This window comes from Anaerovorax sp. IOR16 (assembly GCF_017168145.1).
In the GTDB taxonomy this organism is placed as follows: Bacteria; Bacillota; Clostridia; order Peptostreptococcales; family Anaerovoracaceae; genus IOR16.
In genome coordinates this window covers 621,876-640,952 of the sequence record NZ_JADQTL010000010.1, presented here as the reverse complement: position 1 = coordinate 640,952, position 19,077 = coordinate 621,876, and the positions used below count along the sequence as shown (strand labels likewise).

General features: G+C 37.1%; 15 protein-coding genes. 2 read left to right on the top strand and 13 right to left on the bottom strand.

The window, feature by feature from the left end:
• Nucleotides 1-35 precede the first annotated feature (35 nt).
• From hemL to I2490_RS13515, 5 genes are all read right to left on the bottom strand, one after another.
• Complete coding sequence (gene hemL, locus I2490_RS13535) at nucleotides 36-1,334, bottom strand: glutamate-1-semialdehyde 2,1-aminomutase (protein ID WP_330634659.1); 1,299 nt, start codon at nucleotides 1,332-1,334, stop codon at nucleotides 36-38.
• Nucleotides 1,334-2,311 carry a porphobilinogen synthase gene (gene hemB, locus I2490_RS13530; RefSeq protein WP_334300414.1) on the bottom strand — a complete coding sequence of 326 codons (978 nt, stop codon included), beginning with the start codon at nucleotides 2,309-2,311 and terminating at the stop codon, nucleotides 1,334-1,336. Before hemB ends, hemL begins: the two co-directional genes overlap by 1 nt.
• A 78-nt stretch (nucleotides 2,312-2,389) precedes the next feature.
• Nucleotides 2,390-3,433: a cobalt-precorrin 5A hydrolase gene (locus I2490_RS13525; protein WP_206460275.1), complete on the bottom strand. Its 1,044-nt coding sequence runs from the start codon at nucleotides 3,431-3,433 to the stop codon at nucleotides 2,390-2,392.
• A gap of 42 nt (nucleotides 3,434-3,475) precedes the next feature.
• Nucleotides 3,476-4,606: an MGDG synthase family glycosyltransferase gene (locus I2490_RS13520; protein ID WP_206460274.1), complete on the bottom strand. Its 1,131-nt coding sequence runs from the start codon at nucleotides 4,604-4,606 to the stop codon at nucleotides 3,476-3,478.
• Between the two features lie 156 nt (nucleotides 4,607-4,762).
• The gene (locus I2490_RS13515; protein ID WP_206460273.1) at nucleotides 4,763-5,551 is read right to left on the bottom strand and encodes an ECF transporter S component; all 789 of its coding nucleotides are present in this window, start codon (nucleotides 5,549-5,551) and stop codon (nucleotides 4,763-4,765) included.
• A 159-nt stretch (nucleotides 5,552-5,710) separates the two neighbouring features.
• Between I2490_RS13515 and pdxR the strand changes: the two genes are divergently transcribed.
• Entirely contained in the window at nucleotides 5,711-7,159 is a 1,449-nt protein-coding gene (pdxR, locus tag I2490_RS13510; protein WP_206460272.1) for a MocR-like pyridoxine biosynthesis transcription factor PdxR, read from the top strand.
• 68 nt (nucleotides 7,160-7,227) lie between these two features.
• Nucleotides 7,228-7,884 carry a nitroreductase family protein gene (locus tag I2490_RS13505; protein ID WP_206460271.1) on the top strand — a complete coding sequence of 219 codons (657 nt, stop codon included), beginning with the start codon at nucleotides 7,228-7,230 and terminating at the stop codon, nucleotides 7,882-7,884.
• 157 nt (nucleotides 7,885-8,041) lie between these two features.
• Here the strand turns inward: I2490_RS13505 and I2490_RS13500 are convergent, their stop codons facing one another.
• The 8 genes from I2490_RS13500 to I2490_RS13465 all read right to left on the bottom strand — a co-directional run bounded on the left by I2490_RS13500 (nucleotide 8,042) and on the right by I2490_RS13465 (nucleotide 19,070).
• Nucleotides 8,042-8,593: a chromate transporter gene (locus tag I2490_RS13500; protein ID WP_206460270.1), complete on the bottom strand. Its 552-nt coding sequence runs from the start codon at nucleotides 8,591-8,593 to the stop codon at nucleotides 8,042-8,044.
• A 2-nt stretch (nucleotides 8,594-8,595) separates the two neighbouring features.
• The gene (locus tag I2490_RS13495; protein WP_206460269.1) at nucleotides 8,596-9,150 is read right to left on the bottom strand and encodes a chromate transporter; all 555 of its coding nucleotides are present in this window, start codon (nucleotides 9,148-9,150) and stop codon (nucleotides 8,596-8,598) included.
• 150 nt (nucleotides 9,151-9,300) lie between these two features.
• Nucleotides 9,301-10,773, bottom strand: a complete 1,473-nt coding sequence (putP, locus tag I2490_RS13490; protein ID WP_209010617.1) for a sodium/proline symporter PutP — start codon at nucleotides 10,771-10,773, stop codon at nucleotides 9,301-9,303.
• Nucleotides 10,774-10,791: 18 nt separating this feature from the next.
• Nucleotides 10,792-10,995 (bottom strand): DUF951 domain-containing protein, encoded by a 204-nt coding sequence (locus I2490_RS13485; protein ID WP_206460267.1) that lies wholly within the window; start codon nucleotides 10,993-10,995, stop codon nucleotides 10,792-10,794.
• Between the two features lie 32 nt (nucleotides 10,996-11,027).
• Nucleotides 11,028-12,305: a serine--tRNA ligase gene (serS, locus tag I2490_RS13480; protein ID WP_206460266.1), complete on the bottom strand. Its 1,278-nt coding sequence runs from the start codon at nucleotides 12,303-12,305 to the stop codon at nucleotides 11,028-11,030.
• Between the two features lie 64 nt (nucleotides 12,306-12,369).
• The gene (locus I2490_RS13475; protein ID WP_206460265.1) at nucleotides 12,370-14,277 is read right to left on the bottom strand and encodes a glutamine synthetase; all 1,908 of its coding nucleotides are present in this window, start codon (nucleotides 14,275-14,277) and stop codon (nucleotides 12,370-12,372) included.
• A gap of 211 nt (nucleotides 14,278-14,488) precedes the next feature.
• Nucleotides 14,489-17,398: a UPF0182 family membrane protein gene (locus I2490_RS13470; protein WP_245157189.1), complete on the bottom strand. Its 2,910-nt coding sequence runs from the start codon at nucleotides 17,396-17,398 to the stop codon at nucleotides 14,489-14,491.
• Nucleotides 17,399-17,420: 22 nt separating this feature from the next.
• On the bottom strand, nucleotides 17,421-19,070 hold the full coding sequence (locus I2490_RS13465) for a phosphoenolpyruvate carboxykinase (ATP) (RefSeq protein WP_206460264.1): 1,650 nt from the start codon (nucleotides 19,068-19,070) through the stop codon (nucleotides 17,421-17,423).
• Nucleotides 19,071-19,077: the final 7 nt, after the last annotated feature.

Below are 19,077 nucleotides of genomic sequence, written 5' to 3'. Positions count from 1 at the left end.
TCCTTTGACTTACCGTCATTTATTTTCTTACATAATTACAGGTTTGCCAAACACACTTCGGCTGCTTTCAGGGTTTCTTTGATTTGCTCTTCCGTATGAGCGTATGAGATAAACATTGCTTCAAACTGAGCTGGAGCAAAATAGATTCCCTTTAGAAGCATTTCACGGAAATAAGTTCCATAAGTAGCAATGTCTGCAGTTTTTGCTGATGTATAATCGGTTACTTCTTTTCCTGTAAAGAATAAAGAACCAATAGAACCTATATGATTTACTCTGCATGATACTTTTGCATCCGTTGCAAGCTCAGCGAGACCTTCGTATAAAATAGTTCCAAGTTTGTTTATATGCGTATAAACTTCAGGATGCTCTTTTAAGTAAGTCAATTGTGTAATACCAGCTGCCATTGCCACCGGATTTCCGCTTAAGGTTCCTGCCTGATACACCGATCCACAAGGTGCAACCATTTCCATAATCTCTCGTTTTCCGCCATACGCACCTACCGGCATACCGCCGCCGATAATCTTTCCAAACGTCGTCATGTCAGGCTGTACACCATAGAATTCTTGTGCACCCCCTAAAGCAATACGGAACCCTGTAATTACTTCATCAAAAATCAATACTGTTTTGTTTACATCACATATTTCTCTTAATTGTTTTAAGAAATTTGGATTAGGAGGCACTACACCCATATTAGCAGCAATCGGCTCTATTATAATTGCAGCAATCTCGTCCTTATTTTCTTCAAATAACTTCTGTACACTGTCAAAATCATTATAAATTGCCGTCAAAGTATCCTTTGCACAGCCTTCGGTTACACCTGCACTATCTGGCGCCCCACCATTTGCTATCAAACCGGATCCGGCTTTTACCAATAGGGAGTCACTGTGACCGTGATAACAACCTTCAAACTTAATAAATTTATTTCTTCCGGTATAACCTCTTGCCGTACGCAATGCACTCATGGTTGCTTCGGTACCTGAGTTTACCATACGAACCATCTCCATCGATGGTACCAGCTCACAAACCAGTTTTGCCATAGTAATTTCTTTTTCTGTCGCAGCTCCAAAGCTCAAACCATTCTCAATCACTTCTTTTACTGCATCCAGTACAACAGGGTTATTATTTCCTAAAATCATCGGCCCCCAAGAACCAATATAATCAATATACTTATTTCCATCTACATCGTAAATATACGATCCATTTGCTTTTTCAATAAAGCGAGGTGTATCCTTAACCGCAAGAAATGCACGGCAAGGACTATTAACTCCACCAGGAATGTATTTTTTTGCTTCTTCAAAAAATACTGCGGAACGTTCTGTCTTATTCATACTCATTAACCGATTCTCCCTTCTTTTATCATCGCTGCGATTTCTTTTGCATAATAGGTAATTAGAATGTCTGCACCGGCACGGAAAATACTTGTTGTGCTCTCTGCTACAATTGCCATTTCATCTACCATACCAGCTTGTCCAGCGGCTTTCATCATTGCATACTCTCCACTAACACTGTAAGCAGCTACTGGAACATCAACCCGATCCCGAATCTCTCGAATGATATCAAGATATGATAAAGCTGGCTTCACCATAATGATGTCAGCACCTTCTTCTAAGTCAGTATATACTTCCTTCAGTGCTTCTCTTCGATTGTGATAATCCATTTGATATGTTTTTCGGTTCCCTTTAAAATTACCCGAACCGGCCGCTTCACGAAATGGGCCGTAAAAAGCAGAAGCATATTTTGCAGCATACGACATAATCGGCGTATCCATATATCCGGCTTCATCCAAAGCATCTCGAATGGCACGGACTCTGCCATCCATCATATCTGATGGTGCTACCATATCCGCTCCGGCTTCGACCTGTGAAACCGCTGTTTTGGCAAGCAACGGCAAAGTGTTATCATTATCTACGGAGTCACCTTTTATGATACCGCAATGCCCATGGGATGTATACTCACACATACACACATCACCGACATAATAAAGTTCTGGTACTTCTTTTTTTGCAACACGAAATGCTTCCTGTACAATACCGTGTTCTGCATAGGCCTGACTTCCACATTCATCCTTATGCTCAGGGATACCGAAGAACATGACACTCTCTACACCAGCCTCTGCAACTTCTTCCAATACACGCGGCAAGGTATCCAAGCTATAACGGTTTTGTCCCGGCATAGCTGTAATCTCTTTAATAATGCCCTTTCCTTCCTCTACGAAAATCGGATAAATCAATCCGGATTTACTCATTCTCGTTTCACGTACCATTGTTCTGACTCTGCCATCCATACGCAATCTTCTTGCTCTTTTCAACATATCCATGTTTTGTTCCTTTCTTTCTAATGCCATCAGTATTTATATAATAACGAATACGATCAAGACCTTGTTATAAATTTAGATTTGTACAGAAATCTCTTTGCTTGCAATTGCAATGGTCATCCCATCTTTTGCTTCTTTTTTTAGAATTATTTTTCCTCCGCTAGCCTTTACCGCCGCACGTTCACAAACATTATCCACTCCGGTAATGGAACTTACAAATTTAGACGGAGTAAAGTCACCTTTTAGTGAAGATAGAGTTTCCGCACTATACACCTCAAACGGAAGGGCATGCCTTTCACATAGGGTAATTAATCCCTTCTCTTCTTGTTTTATATCAATCGTAGCAACTCTGTCAATGGCAGACCAGCGAATATTTTCTCTTTTTAATATTTCATTGGTGAATTCCTCTAGTTTTTCATAAGGGGTATCCTTGCGGCATCCAATTCCCAAAACATAACATCGAGGTACTAAATATAAGGTTTCATCATAAATATCTATTTTTTCTTTGCCTGTAACAACGATGCCAAGATCACTCCGTTTCCCTTGTGCCAACTCTGGAGGTACCTCTCCTATTATTGGAAACTCACTAAAAAATCCAACCTCTTTTTCTTCCAATAACGCTGCTGCAATCTTTTTTGCCAATTTCATACTGCTTATAAAAAGGTTTTGTTCTTTTGCCCACTGGTCGACTGCAAATTTTCCATTGATATCCGTTGCCGTTGTAATCACCGGTATTGCTCCAAGCTCTAAAGCAATTTGTTCGGAAAGGCGATTGGCACCTCCGATATGGCCGGATAGCAAAGATATGACGTACGTTCCTTTTTCATCGACAACAATGACTGCAGGGTCGACCGTCTTCCCTTTTATATACGGGGCAATGGCTCGTACTGCAATTCCGGTTGCTCCAACAAAAATTAATGCTTCCTTTGAAAAATGCTCTTTCGTCCATTCACTCAAGCTCTGTTCTAAACATAGGAGCCCCATTTCGTCAGAAAAGTTTTTCTTTCCATAAACAATCGAATCATAGCCGCCTTTTTTTAAAGATTCTACAATCTTTCTAGCAGTTAAAGCACCATTTTTTGTAAAAGATATTACTGCAATCTGTTTTTCTTCTCCCATAGCGTTCCTTTCTATAACGAAAATGCATCCCAGACCAATGGATCAGGATGCATCTCTTCCTACTTCTTCCAGTAAAAACTCACACAATCTTTGTGCCGCATGTCTTTTTCCATACAAACTTATTGTATGCCGTAAATCCTGTACTCTTTCCGGATGCTTAAATAAAGAAAAAAGTGCCTCATCAATTGGGAAAGACTTTGTAGCATATAAAGCCAATCCATTATTCAGCATAAACTCAGCATTCCGCTGTTCATGACCGGGAATCGGATTTACCATTATCATAGGCAAACCTTTTGCCAAAGCTTCCGATGAAGTAATCCCGCCCGGTTTTGTAATAATACAATCAGCCGCATCCATCATCAAATAAACATTATCCACATAACCATATACTTGAATTTTCTTTTTTAATTGTGATTGCATTTTACATATTTTTTTATACATCCTTTTGTTATTGCCACATACAACAACAATTTGAAAATCAAAATACAAATCATCTATCTTTTTGAGTGATACATCAATTTTTCCGTAGCCCATGCTACCGCTCATCAAAAGCATAGTCGGTTTGTATAAATCCAGACCCAATTGTTCTCTGGCTTTCTCTTGTTTTATGCTTTTCGAAAACTCCGGTTTAATTGGAATCCCAAAAGGAAGTATTTTCTTTACATCCAACCCTTTGTGTGCCATTTGGTATTCCAATAATTCACTTGGCGTTACGTAATAGTCTAAACAACGTGTTTCTTCCCAAAGGGGATGAACCGTAAAGTCCGTTACCACTCCAACAGTAACGCTGTTACATTCTCTTCGTTCTTTTAATATGCTGATCATCGCCGACGACAATACATGAGTACATACGATAATATCCGGTTGGTATTCGTCCAAGTAAGTTCGAAGCTCTGTTGCCATAAATGTATTTGTTAGCTTTGTCATAGAAAATTCAGGTGCCGGTTTCGTTTTTTTCACTGCAATTTCGTAAAACTTTGATGCAATCTTTGGCATGTAAGTTGTAGAAATCAAATAACCTTTTGAAATAAAGCTTTTCAGTAAAGGTTCTATGTATTCATAAGCATCTAAAGTACGACACTCCACCCCCATGCTCTCAAACTGTTCTTCAATCGCTTGCCCCGTTGCATGATGCCCTTGCCCGGTGGAAATGCTCAATATTAATGCTTTCATGCTCTTTTCCCTCTTTTCACAAAAATCATAATCACTATGACTTTTTCCCTTTTTATTTATTGTATATTTTTGCATAATAAAATGGTACCGTTTACATCAACTCATACCCATGTATACGATACCATCTTTTTTTCTTAAAATCAATTCTGTTCGATTTTATTTTTTTCTTATAATTCCATACGTAAAATACTTAGATGCCGACGTTTTCAGCAATGCCGCCGCAATCACCATGGCAATGAAAAAGCCTAATGCAAACTGCACGACATTCCAAGGAATACTAAAAGCTGAAACTGCAAAGTTTCCATACATGATACCAGCTGCCACATAATAACCCATGACCATCCATAAACCTGCTATCGTCATAGCTAATATTTCATAAACCGGAATAATTAAATGCTCTTTTTGACGTACATAAATTGCTATGATAATTAAAAATACCGGAATTAAAATCGTTGTAAGCATCAACTTCCCCTGGACACCTGTTAAAAAAGTACCCAGTTCACTCAACGTTTCAACATCTTCTCCAAGAAGAGATTGAGGGTTATTGGTCGCTGCACCATTTAATACGAATTGAACCATAGCCTGAAATCCCATCCATACAAAAGCAGTAATGATTGCTAGAATACCAGTATTTTTTTTACTACTCATACATTTTTCAATTGCAATTCCCATAAAAACAGCCATTAATCCTTTGATACAAAAGGTCCATGGTACCCAATGAATATAACCCGGTATCAGATCACCAAGCGCCGAACCTACAGCAGCGGCAATCGCACCGTAACGCCATCCTAAGATCAACACGGACAGAAAAATCATACTATCTCCCAAATGAATGTATCCATTGGTAAACGGAATGGGCACCTGAATAATCATTGTTGCAACCGTAACTAACGCCATCATCAATCCCGTTAAAATCATCTTATTTACTTTATTATCTACAGTCATGTCGTACCTCCTCGCTCTTTTTCTATCATAACGAATCATTGTATTCATGAAAATAATCAGTTTCAACTATTTATTTATATACAGTTTGTGTTATACTAAGAAAAATTATAAAAAAACAATAAAAATAACTACAGTTTTATTTAGAAAGGAATGTTTGTTATGCAATTGATTGCACCCAATTTTGACTATGAAGATACAACACCATTATATTTGCAGCTATACTTGTACCTTAGAAATGCTATTTTAACCGGTGGTATTCTTCCAGGTGAAAAACTTCTCTCTTTGAGGTCAATGTCAAAACAACTTGGAGTGAGCGTTACAACCATTGATTTGGCTTATAATCAATTGCTGACGGAAGGTTATATTATCAGCAAACCTCAGTCTGGTTACTATGTTTGCAGCATTCCGTCAGAACCAGGAAAAAACAGAAACACAAAGCATCTGATTCCCAAAGATTGCGAAACAGCCTTTGGCAGTCTCTCCTACTTAGATAATACAGCATTGGAAGGAACTTATTACGATTCTGCTACTTTTGATTTTATAAAATGGAAGAAATGCACTAATAAAATTCTCACTGATTATTCAAACTTTCTTTTACTAGAAGGAGATCCGAGAGGAGAAGCTCCCTTGCGATATGAAATTTCAAAATATATTTACCAAGCAAGGGGTGTGCGCTGTACACCGGAGCAAATTGTGATTGGTGCCGGAACCCAACAATTGACCGGTCTTCTTTGCATTATTTTAAACCGTTTAGGAATTGAATACGTGGCTTTTGAAGAGCCCGGTTATGTCCCAATTCAAGATATTTTTCAAACCCGTGGCTTTAAAATGTCACTGGTGCCGGTTTTAAAGGATGGTATTCAAATCGAAAAATTACCAGCAAATATAAAGTCCGTTGCTTATGTAAGTCCTTCCAATCAGTTTCCAACCGGATCAATTATGCCCATCGGCCGCCGCTATGCACTTTTAGATTGGGCATCGCAAAACAATAGCATTATCATTGAAGACGATTATAACAGTGAGCTTCGCTATTTTGGAAAAGCCGTTCCTTCTCTTCAAGGTTTGGATGAAGAAGGAAGAGTCATTTATCTAGGATCTTTTTCTTCTACCCTATTTCCATCCATAAAGATTAGTTATATGGTTCTGCCGGAGCCTATGCTTAAACTTTTTGAAGAAGTTCTCGGAGGATATAACCAAACTTGTTCTAAAACAGAGCAAATGACACTCGCACTTTATATGGAAAAAGGGTTATATCAAACCAACATTAAAAAACTTAGAAACCTTTATTCTCAAAAAATACAAATTGCTACACAAAGCCTAAAAAAATATTTAAAAAACCAAGTTAAGGTACTCAGCAATACCTCAGGCTTACACATGCTTTTGGAAGTTCCGCTTAAATCAAATCAAACCATAGAAACGCTCTGTGCAAAGGCAATAAAAAAACGACTTCCGATGACCCCGGTCTCGGCCAACCAAATTGAAAAACAAAACAGAAAAGAAAATGCCTTACTTATTTTTTATTATACTAGGGTCCCACTCGAAGAATTGGACTCAGCCATTAAATCATTTTCAGAAATTTTACAACAAAGTTCGGAAACAACAAACTAAAAAATAAAGACGAAAGCCATTATCTTTGTTAATATAGAAATAAATAATTTTTTAAAGGAGTAACTACAATGGAAGTAATACAAGCGATACAGAATCGACAGAGTGTAAGAAAATTTAAATCTCAAGATGTACCTGACAGTGACATAAAAAAACTGATTGAAGCGGCAGGGCTTGCGCCTTCCGGTAAGAATAGTCAAAACTGGTATTTTGTCGCAATCAAAAATCATGAGCTACTGCAAAAAATTGCAAATGTGATTAAAGAAAAGAATGAACAGATTGCAAAGAAAATGGACGAACTAGATGAAGAAAAAGCGTTACGTTTCCGTAAATTTGCAAAGAACTTTACTCTATTTTATCTAAATGCGCCCGTATTAATTTTGACGTATGCAAAAGACTATTTCCCAAGTGGGTTTTATGAATATCATCTAATTGATGCTCCAAGACACCTGTCTGACAAGCTTTTTCAAAGAAATCCCGGAATGCAAAACATCGGTGCGGCATTAGAAAATTTAACGCTTCGCGCCAATGAATTGGGCTATGGTACCTGCTGGCTGACAAGTCAAAACTACGCTGCGGACGAAATAGAAACTGTAATCAAAAATGAAATCGGATTTGAAAAGGAAGGATATTATCTAACAACTATGATGGCGTTAGGTGTTCCAGAAGACAATTTAAAGAGTCCAAGAAAAAAAGACGTAGAAGAAATCTATACTTTAATTAAATAAACAATGAAAACATTTTTTACGATTAATAAAAAGCCTTTGATAATGAAGCATTTTGTCTAAATGATTCTAATCAAAGGCCCTTCATTTTATATATAGTATAATTTTTTTATAACTTTGATACTTTTAATCTAAAGAATATTTATTTCATCTTTATTATTTAGGCAACTCCGATTAATGGTAACGCAATCTGATACAATACGATTCCTAACCCTCCACAAACCATTAACGTAATGATCGGATTCAATTTTATTTTATAAACCAAGAAAAAAGCAACTACAAAGAAAATTAGGCTGTACACATTTACAAAAGAAATTTTTCCAATGCTAAAGCAAGATGCTGCAATTAAGCCGATTACTGCAGGACGAATTCCATTTAATGCATTTTTCACAGTTAAATTATTTTTAAACTTTGTAAAGTATACCGATACCAATAATGCCAACAGAAATGGCACTATAATTACACAAAGCGTACAAACAACTCCACCAATCGGTCCAAAAAGATTAAACCCTACAAAGGTAGAGGAATTTACTGCAATCGGTCCAGGCGTCATCTCTGCAATTGCTACGATATTTACAAAATCCTCAGGTAAAATCCACTGGTTTCCATCCACAACTTCCTGTTGAATAAAAGACAATACCGCGTATCCCCCACCAAATGAAAAGGCACCAATTTTGACAAATGCCAAACATACCTTTAGCCAAAGTTCCATTTTTATTCGCCCCCTTTTCTATCTTCTTCTGTTTTTATCTTTTTAAAGAAAATACCTACCATTGCCGCGCATATGATCACTATAATCGGATGTATCTTTAAAAATGCCACCGCAATGAATGAGGCTATTGCTAAAATCCAATTTCTATCTTCTTTAACTTTTGCAGATTTTCCAAGTTTAATGACGGAATATAAAATTAATGCAACTACCGCAGGACGAATTCCGTCAAATATATATTGAACAACCGCGTAGTCCATAATATTATTGAATACCATAGCAATTAGTAAAATAATAAGCACCGATGGTGTTATGGCTCCCAATACCGCAGCAATCGCCCCCGGTACCTTTTTTATACTATAACCGACAAAGGTTGCAGAATTTGTAGCTAGAGGCCCTGGTAAACTGTTTGTTAAAGATATCGCATCTAAAAATTCAGGATCCGTCATCCATCCTTTCGTATCTACTACTTCTTTTTGTATAATTGGCAGCATCGCATATCCGCCGCCTATGGTAAACATCCCTATTTTGAAAAATACCATAAATATTTCTAATAGCATTTTTTATTTCCTTTCTGTTACGTATTTATGTATTTGCAAGCAAAGCTTTTTTATACTTTTAAGGAAAAGATTAAAATATATAAAAAAACCATCTTGTAAAATGTTTTCCTAAAAGGTTCATTTAAAAGATGGTTTTTATTACTCTATAAACTATTTTACACTATCAAACTCAGCCAATACTTCTTCATTAGGTGTTGTACATAAGCTAACCACAACGATACAGAGAGAAGCAATGATAAATCCTGGTATAATTTCGTAGATGTTAAACATTCCACCAATTTGAGCAATATTCTTTAAATAATACCATAGCAAATCAGTGATACCTCCTGCAATCATACCAGCAATTGCACCCTGCACAGTCATTCGCCTCCAAAACAATGAAAACAGAATTAATGGCCCAAACGCAGCTCCAAAGCCGCCCCAAGCGCAAGACACCAATCCAAATACCGAACTATTCGGATTTAATGCTAATAAAATCGCAATGGCAGCTACTACAATTACCGTGAATCGACTCATCCAAACCATCGTCATTTCATCCATTTTCTTCTTGGAAATCAAACTATAAAGGTCTGAGGACACGGAAGATGCCGTAACCAAAAGCTGTGAGCTTGCAGTACTCATAATTGCTGCTAAAATCGCAATCAATAAAAGACCTGAGATTACATCACTAAACATAAAATTAATCATATCCATGTAAATGGTTTCACCATCCACTAAATTTGGCATATATGCTTTTCCGATTAATCCAATAAATACAGCTGCACTTAAGGTAATGATAACCCATATCATTGCAACCACTCTGGATTTTTTTATTTGTTCCGGAGACTCAATTGCCATAAAACGAACAAGAATATGCGGCTGTCCAAAATAACCAAGACCCCAACCTAACGCAGAGGCCAATAACAAAGCATCAATGCTTCCATTGTTCATCGGAAATATTCCCAATGAATCCGTCGTTAACTCAGAAAGGCGAACCATTACCTGTGAGAACCCACCCATATCCGAGCATGCTATAATCGGTACAATAATTAAAGCAAAAAACATAATCGTACCTTGAACGGTATCTGCCCAACACACCGCAGAAAATCCACCAAAAGCCGTGTAGGATAAAATAATCAGTGCCCCGATAATTAATCCAACGGTATATGGTAATCCGAATACCGTAGAAAATAACTTTGCTCCTGCTGAAAATTGGGCTGCAGTATAAATTAAGAAAAATATAACGGTAAAAATAGCAGATAGTGCTCGTAAAATATGTTTTTTATCTCGAAAACGATTTTCAAAAAAATCAGGAAGAGTAATGGAATCGTTCGAAACCTCTGTATACTTTCTTAACTTCTTCGCAACAAAAAGCCAGTTTAAATAAGTACCCAGCGCTAATCCAATTGCCGTCCAAATAGCTTCCGATGTTCCTTGGTAAACTACATACGCAAGACCAGGCAGGCCGATTAATAGCCATCCGCTCATATCAGATGCCTGAGCCGACATCGCGGTTACCCAACTATTCAGCTTTCTTCCTCCCAAAGCATAATCGGACATATTTTTTGTTTTATTATAGAAAATGACACCAATGAGTGCCTGACTAATTAAGTAAATGGCAAAGATAACTGCTATGGTTATCAAAAAAATCACTCCTTTTTTTTATTCAGGGCTTTGATCTGCCGCTGAACTGATTTTTTTCACCCTCTTTTCCAAATGAGAACGATCCAACCAAATTTGAGCTTGGCAAGTCAGGCATTTCAAGCGAAAATCCATGCCTGCTCGCATCACCTCAAACGTGTTCCCACCACAAGGATGAGGTTTTTTTAACTCCAACCGATCTCCCACATTTATCTTTAGCGGCATTGTCTTCCACCTCCATAAATCGAGCGAACGCTTTATTTCTTTTCAATCTTATCAATACCCATATAGTGACGCAGTGCCTCAGGAATCGTGACAGAACCGTCAGCCTGCTGGTAGTTTTCCAAAATTGCTGCTACTGTTCTGCCAACAGCTAAACCAGATCCATTCAATGTATGAACAAATTCCGGTTTTTCCTTTGGACCTCTGCGGAAACGAATGTTTGCTCTTCTTGCCTGGAAACTTTCAAAGTTACTGCAAGAAGAAATTTCTACATATCTTCCGTAGCTTGGCATCCAAACCTCAATGTCATAAGTTTCTGCAGAAGAAAAGCCCAAATCACCAGTAGCTAAACGTACAACACGATAAGGAATTTCCAGCTTTTGAAGAACAGTCTCTGCTGCTGCAAGTAAAGAATCCAATTCTTTATAAGACTCTTCCGGTTTACAGAACTTTACAAGCTCAACCTTATTGAACTGATGCTGACGAATCAAACCTCTCGTATCTCTTCCAGCAGATCCTGCTTCTTTACGGAAGCAAGGTGTGTATGCTGTATAATAAACCGGAAGCTCTTCTGCATCTATTATTTCCTGAGCACGTAAATTTGTAACCGGAACTTCTGCCGTTGGAATTAAGAAAAAGTCCTTTGCAGGAACGTGAAACATATCTTCTTCAAATTTTGGAAGCTGTCCGGTACCCGTCATTGCATCACGATTTACCATGAAAGGCGGTAAAATTTCAGTAAAGCCATGTTCACCTGTGTGTAAATCCAACATAAAGTTAATGACGGAACGTTCCAGACGTGCACCCAAACCCTTATATACCGTAAAACGAGTTCCAGAAATTTTTGCTGCTCTTTCAAAATCTAAAATATCCAGGTCACTTCCAACGTCCCAGTGTGCTTTTTGTTCGAAATCAAAGTTTCTTGGTTCGCCCCATTTTTTAATCTCAAGATTTGCAGAATCATCTTCTCCGATTGGACAAAGTTCGCATGGTGTATTTGGAATGTTTAAAAGTGTATTTCTCAGTTCTGCTTCAACTTCGCTCACCTGTGTGTCCAAACTCTTAATATTGTCGGAAAGTACTTTCATTTCTGCCATCAATTCCGTAGTATCTTTTCCTTCTTTTTTAAGCTTTGGAATTTGTTTGGAATCCTGGTTCTGTTTATTTTTCATCGCTTCTACTTCAGCAAGTACACTTCTTCTTTTCTCGTCCAGTTCAAGTACCTTGCTTAAGCCAAAATCTCCATGACCTCTAGATTCCACTGCTTTTTTTACAGCTTCATAATCTTCTCTGATTCGTTTAATATCTAACATTTTGGTTCTCCTCTCAGGGCAAAATCTGTCCTATTTTTTCATTATTATCACGTTACATGACGTATTAAAACAAATTCTTTTTATAAGCAACATAAGCATCAATTAACGCTTTTTCTTTTTCCTGCATTTCTAATTGCAAGTCTGAAGCTAACTGATAATCGCCCTCATCCAAGGCATTCTTAATACGGGTAAGCAAGGATTTTTCTCGAATGCTGTCTTTTGCTAAATAAATACGCATCAGCTGAATTTCCTGCCAGTTTTTATCATCTAAATCAGTGGAATCCTCCGGTGTATGGCATTTTTTACATTCACGAACAAAATCCATAGTATTTGGAATAATACGATTGTGAAGTTCTGTTGCCCACTGTGCAATCGTAGCCTCCTTATAAGATTCTAAGCTTAGCGGTTCCATAACTCCATTTCGCATTAAAACCTTTAACTTTTCCGGATAACGGTCAAAAGCACAAATATTTTCCCAAACGGTTGCTGGTGCTTTTCCAAAATATTTGTTTCTTTCTACTTCTGTATAGTCCTCAAATACATCTTTTTCGCTACGATAAACTCTCTCTTTTTCTAAATAAAATGCTTCTTCATCATGTTCCTTTGAAATTGTTTCTTCCAACTCCTTCGGAGTTTTCCCCGCCAAAAGAACTTCTTTAATTCCATCAAGCATTGCCATAAATCCGGATGCCAGTACCAAATAGGTATTGCTCTTAGGATTTGGTGCTCGAAGCTCAAAACGAGTGGAAAGCGGATTATTTGCATCTCGAACGAGTCCAACCAAAACCGTTCGATTTCTGGATGGATTTTTTGCAGAGTGACCAAGAGAAGTTACAATACAAACCGGTGCTTCAAATCCTGGTTTTAGACGATTTAATGCATCGTTCGTTGAAGTAACAAACGGATTCATAATCTCATAATTTTTCAAAATACCCATAAGACCGCCAAACCCGATCGGGCTCATAAAATCTTTATTCATATCAAGCGGTGCAAATAAGTTGATTACTTTTCCATTTTTTAATCTAGCGGCAACACCCATATGAGTATGCTCTCCATTCCCTGCAACACCATCCATTGGTTTTGCCATAAATGTAACCTCTAGTCCATATAAACGGAAAACATCCTTTACAATATATTTTACTTGATTTTCATTATCGGCTGCCTGCAAAGCAGAGCTATACTTCCAATCAATTTCAAGCTGTTCCATAACATGGTCAAACTCTCCAGAATTTCCGAGTTTTGCTTTAACACCACCAACCTCTTTGTGACCCATTTCCACTTCAAATCCATATTTGTCCAACATTAATAAGGATTTTTCCAAAGCCGTTCTTACCGGACCAATGGTTCGTTTCCAATATTGCTCTTTTAAAACCTGTGATGTGGATAGCTGTTCGCGATCCGCTTTATCATCCGGTGTTTTCACCCAAAATTCTAATTCTGTAGCTGCAGTCAGCAGTATTTCATCAATGTCGTCAACGCTATCTGCTTCTAAATACTCAAAAACATAAGGATTTTGTCTGAGCATTTCCATTATCTCTTTTTTAAATGTTTTAACAGCATCTCTTAAAATAACACGTGAACCTACTTCCGCAGTATCATTGTGTATCAGAAAAGACGGAACACGCAATGTGCCTACCGGTAAACCTGTTTTTTTATCCAAATGATATAAGTTATAATCTACATACCAATTGACTTCTGTATCGGGGATGATATCTACCTTAGCATTATTCAAAGCAGCAATTTTCGGTAAAACTACACTGGAACCGTCTGTTTGCACACCCTGCGCCAAAAACTTCTCCATATCTTCAATAAATAGATCTACCGGAATTTTCTCATCCGTATCGTGTCCGCCGATATCCAGACCAACGAGTGATACAAATTGTACTTCCGGATGTGCCTTTAATATATTTGTAATCTCTTTCACGCTATGCTTTGCAGCTGGTATGTTAAACAACATCTTGTCCAGTTCCATAAATCGCTCTCCCTCCTATATTGGTTTTTTGTATACTTTTATTCAATCCTTGATTCTAAAATATTATTATACCTTGAAAATACACCCTTTGCCAAGCTTTTTGTATGAAAATTCACTAATTGCAACGCCCATTTCTTTACAAAAGACAAAAGCACTGCTTGATAATCAGTGCTCTTGTGTATTTCTCTTCTGATTTATAATACTCTTAGAATTAATCAACAGTAGAAGCGTTCTGCTCCGGCTTCTGTGCTGTTGCTCCGGTTGGATTGAGTAAAGTTAAATATTTCTCCAATTCCTTTATATATTCTCCATATGCAGCCCAATCCCCATTTTTCTGTGCATTAAGTGCTTTATTAAATGCATCATTCGCATAAATTGCGATATCAGAGTTAGACAGTTCATTGGTATTAACATCACTTCCAATTTCCTCACCATCTGTACTTGGTGTATTGGAACCCAAAGGTGCACCAGCGCCTTCCCCAAACATGTTATTCAAAGCCTGTGCCAATGTTGGCTCGTAAGCAATCCGGTCACCATAATATACGATAACACGTTTTACTTCCGGCAAACTATTATTGGAAGCTTCCAAATAAACCGGTTCTACATACATAATTGAGTTTTCAATTGGAATGACAAACATATTTCCACGACTATACGTAGAACCTGCTGTACTCCATAATGAAAATTCTTTTGAAATTGTAGTATCCTGGTCAATTTGTGCTTCAATCTGCCGTGGACCATAAATAACGCGATCTTTTGGTAATTGATATAAGATTAAATCACCATAATTTTCCCCGTCATTTCTTGCCATGAGTAGTCCGGTCATATTTTGTTTTCCGTTTGGTGTGTAAGGAATGGAATTAATAAATTCCACCTTATCCTCACCCGGAATCTTCATAACATAATAAGTCGGTTCCATTTGTGTTTCTTCAGTACCAAATACTTCATTTGCAATCGCCCATAAGTCTTCACTTTGATAGAATACTTTTACATCACTCATATGATACTTCTTATAAACATTCGCTTGAATATTAAATAAGAAATTTGGGTAACGAATGTGTGACTGTAAGGCCTCCGGCATTTGATCGAAACTCTTAAACAGTTTTGGATAGATTTTAGCCAAAGTATCTGCAATCGGATCTTCATCATCCACCAAGTAGAAATTCGCATCTCCATTGTATGCATCGATTACAACCTTAACGGAGTTTCGAATGTAATTTGCTCTGGATTCATCAGAAAACGGTTCAGAATATGGATAATAAGAACTTGCTGTATATGCATCCAGAATCCAATAAAGTTTTCCATCCACAGTTACAATATAAGGGTCTTTATCATATGCAAGGAATGGTGCAATTTTTTGAACTCTTTCCTTAATGTTTCGATGAATAATAATTTTAGAATTACTATCTATATTACCGGAAACTAAAATCTTTAGATTTTGCTCACGAATGGTAAACAGAATACGATTAAGTAGATTTAACTTAATTCCGGCATTTCCTTCGTAAGTTGTATACTTATTGCTGCTACCGGATGGATAGTCAAATTCTTCCTCCGTTGTATTAGTAATGATATAATTGTTGGTCTTTTCACCAAAATAAATTTCCGGTCTCGCAATCTGGATTTCGCTCACATCTGATACCGGTGGGATGCTGTCAATTAGCATATCAGGCTGACCGCTGGCTGTTACTTTATCAACACGAGACAACGTAATACCATAACCATGCGTATACTTAATGTGTTTCGTTAACCACTGTTCTTTAATCTTAGATTCATCAATTTCACGAGCCGATAGGAAGGTTTGTGTATATTCTCCATTAACCGTATATCGATCTACATCCACATTGTTAAATGTATAATAAGAACGAATGCTCTGTGTTTGATTATAGAACTGTTCAACTGGCTTAAAATCATTAATACGAATGTTGGAAATTGTTCCCATATTGTTTAAAATATCATCCTTTGTCAAGGTATTTGTAGCTGGGAAATCTTTTATGACAATATCTTGTAAATCATATGCCTTTTGAGTAAAAGCAATATTATTTTCTAAATATTTACTTTCCTTACTGATTTCATCCGGAGATACAATCGCATATTGTACCAGTCCAGCCACAGCCGTACCTCCAATGGAAATAACAATCATAAGTGCGGGTATCATGAGCATCTTTTTGTAATTTCGATTTTTTAAACCTATGACAAAGAAAATTGCCGCCAATACTGATAACCCCATTAGCAAACGATAAACCAGCAATGTAACATTAATATCCGTGAATCCGGCACCATAAAGCAATCCGGTTTGTGAATACAATAAATTAAATTGTTTGATAAATAAATTCGTTCCTACCATTAAAAAGAAGACAACACCCATTATGGAAATTTGCTTCGAAGCAATGGATAATAGCTGATTAAAATTATTTTTATCAAATTCTTTTTTTGGTTTTCTATTTCCAAATTTACCGTTTATTACTTGACCAAACATGTCTCCAAATGGTCCAAAATTATCAAAGTTTCCGGTAAATCTTCTTGTACCATCATCCTCTTGTGTAAAAGGCTGTGGCTCTTCCTCTTCAAACATCGTTGGCTTACGCATTCCTAACAGAATAAAGTAGAACAACAGTGTAACAACAAAAAATGCAACAACTAACCCTAAAGCAATTTGATTCAACTGCGCAAGAAACTCCATTTTAAATACATAAAAGGAAATATCCCGATTAAAAATCGGATCGGCTAAACCAAATGAAGTGCTATTTTGATACTGCAATATCTGAAACCATAGCTTTGTAACCGTGGATAAAGTAACCAACAAACCAAACAAAGCACTAAGTCCCAAAACAATACGGTTAAGGGCCTTTTCTTCAACTGCCGAATAACCTTCAATCTTTACTTTCTTGTAATATGCCTTTTTCAGAGATTTGAGATATAAAAACGTTAAAATTGTTAAAATAACAAACGTAGGAATACCTATTTTTAACTGTGTAAATAATTCCGTAAAGAATACACTAGTATATCCCATTTCTTTAAACCATAAATAATCAATTGCAAACCGGATTAATGTTCCAAATCCAGCAATCAAAGCCATCAAAATGATGACAACGATTCCAACTCCCATTCTGTTTTTCTTCAAGTAATCACCTCATTCTTTTCTATTACATCGATAATAGCTTCTGCAAAGAATCAACTGCTTCCTCCGGAAGCGCATCTCTTCCTCCTTTCAAATCATTTAACGAATCCAGATACTTAATACGATTTTCAATGCTGCCTCTCAGCAACTCCTTATAGGCTCTGCTGGAAAAGTTCAATTCAAACCCTTCCACCTCCATGGTACTCATTCCTTCAAATCTTCCAAATGGCTTCATTTCTGCGTTTTGGTCTACAATTTTTTCAATAATACTAATGGTTACCTCTTTCGGAATCTTTTTGTCCAAGAAATAGCCTGTGTTTAGGATATAGCATTCTACCCCTCTATTTTCAAAGAGCGCCTTAAATTTATAATAGTCCTCTTTTAATGCATAAGTTCGGAAAGGATTTGCGTATGGTTCAAATACCAATTTATTTCGATCCACACCACGCAATACTTTTTCTGCCGTACTTCGCTTCGTTGCTAAGCAAGCTCCCATTACCGATGCCAAAGTTGGATCTTCCAGTTTAAGAACCGGCGGTAACGAATTATCTTTCATCAGCCATATAATTGTATTGATCGGTTCCTCTAATTTATCCACCCGATTCGATGCCCAGAGTTTTGATTTAATAGCTCGGCCATTACCATTTCGAATGTCTTCTGTTACAAGGACTAATTTATCCTCTGCATCAATCGTTGCACCGCAGTTCTGAACGGTAATTAAAAATTGATTGTCCTTTGAAGTCAACGGGTAATCCTGTGTTTTATCAAAATAAGAAGGTTCTAAGGCTACAGTAGATCCATTTTCTGTAGATATAATATAAGCATCGTCATGTAACACGGTTACCTCATATTTTCCTTTGTGCTTTGCATGGGTCAATGTTGATTTTCCCGAACCCGAAAGTCCGAATACTCCCATTACATGAGTTTTGCCATCTGGAAGAATCATTCGCTTTAATCCCCCATGACAAGCAGCATAGCCATTTCGGTTTGCAATCCCCCAAGCTAAAGTCAAAGTTCCTTTTTTATGTTCTCCAAAATAACGAAGCCCTAAAATTGCCGCACAATTGTGTTCAGGATCAAAGTAAGCAAGTCCATTTGGAAAACGTTCATCTTGCCAATCTGGATCGGATAATATAAAAATATCCGGTTCATTGCCGATTACTTTAGAATCCTTATACATTTGATTGTAAAAAGAATTCATATACTGAAAATTTAATAACCAGTTATATAAAGTATTTTCATAAGTTTGTGGTACCAATAGATTCGCTTTTACCATAAAATCTTCGTTCAATCCAATATAAGCTTTTGAATGAAGCATGGTCTTATATCTGGTTTTATATACGGCTTCCCTTAAAACAGCTGCAATATCTGCTTCCAAAATACCTTTTTCACCTAGTATGACTCGAGCTCCTGCGAATCTGCCTACCGTTTCCCCGTCATTGAATAACAATATCTTTGCATTTTCCGGTAACCCTAATTTTTCCGGTTCATATACAGGCATGTCCGTGACAATTGTCCCGGGTGCTTCCTTAGCTAATTGGTAAGCTTCTTTTAAATCTAAAATACGTTTTACATTGTTTCCATAAAAAGCGGTTTCAATCGTGGTTCTTGATTGAGAAAAAGCCACATTACCTGTGCCGATTTTCTCACGTTTAAAGTTTGAGTTAGTTGCCATTTTGTTT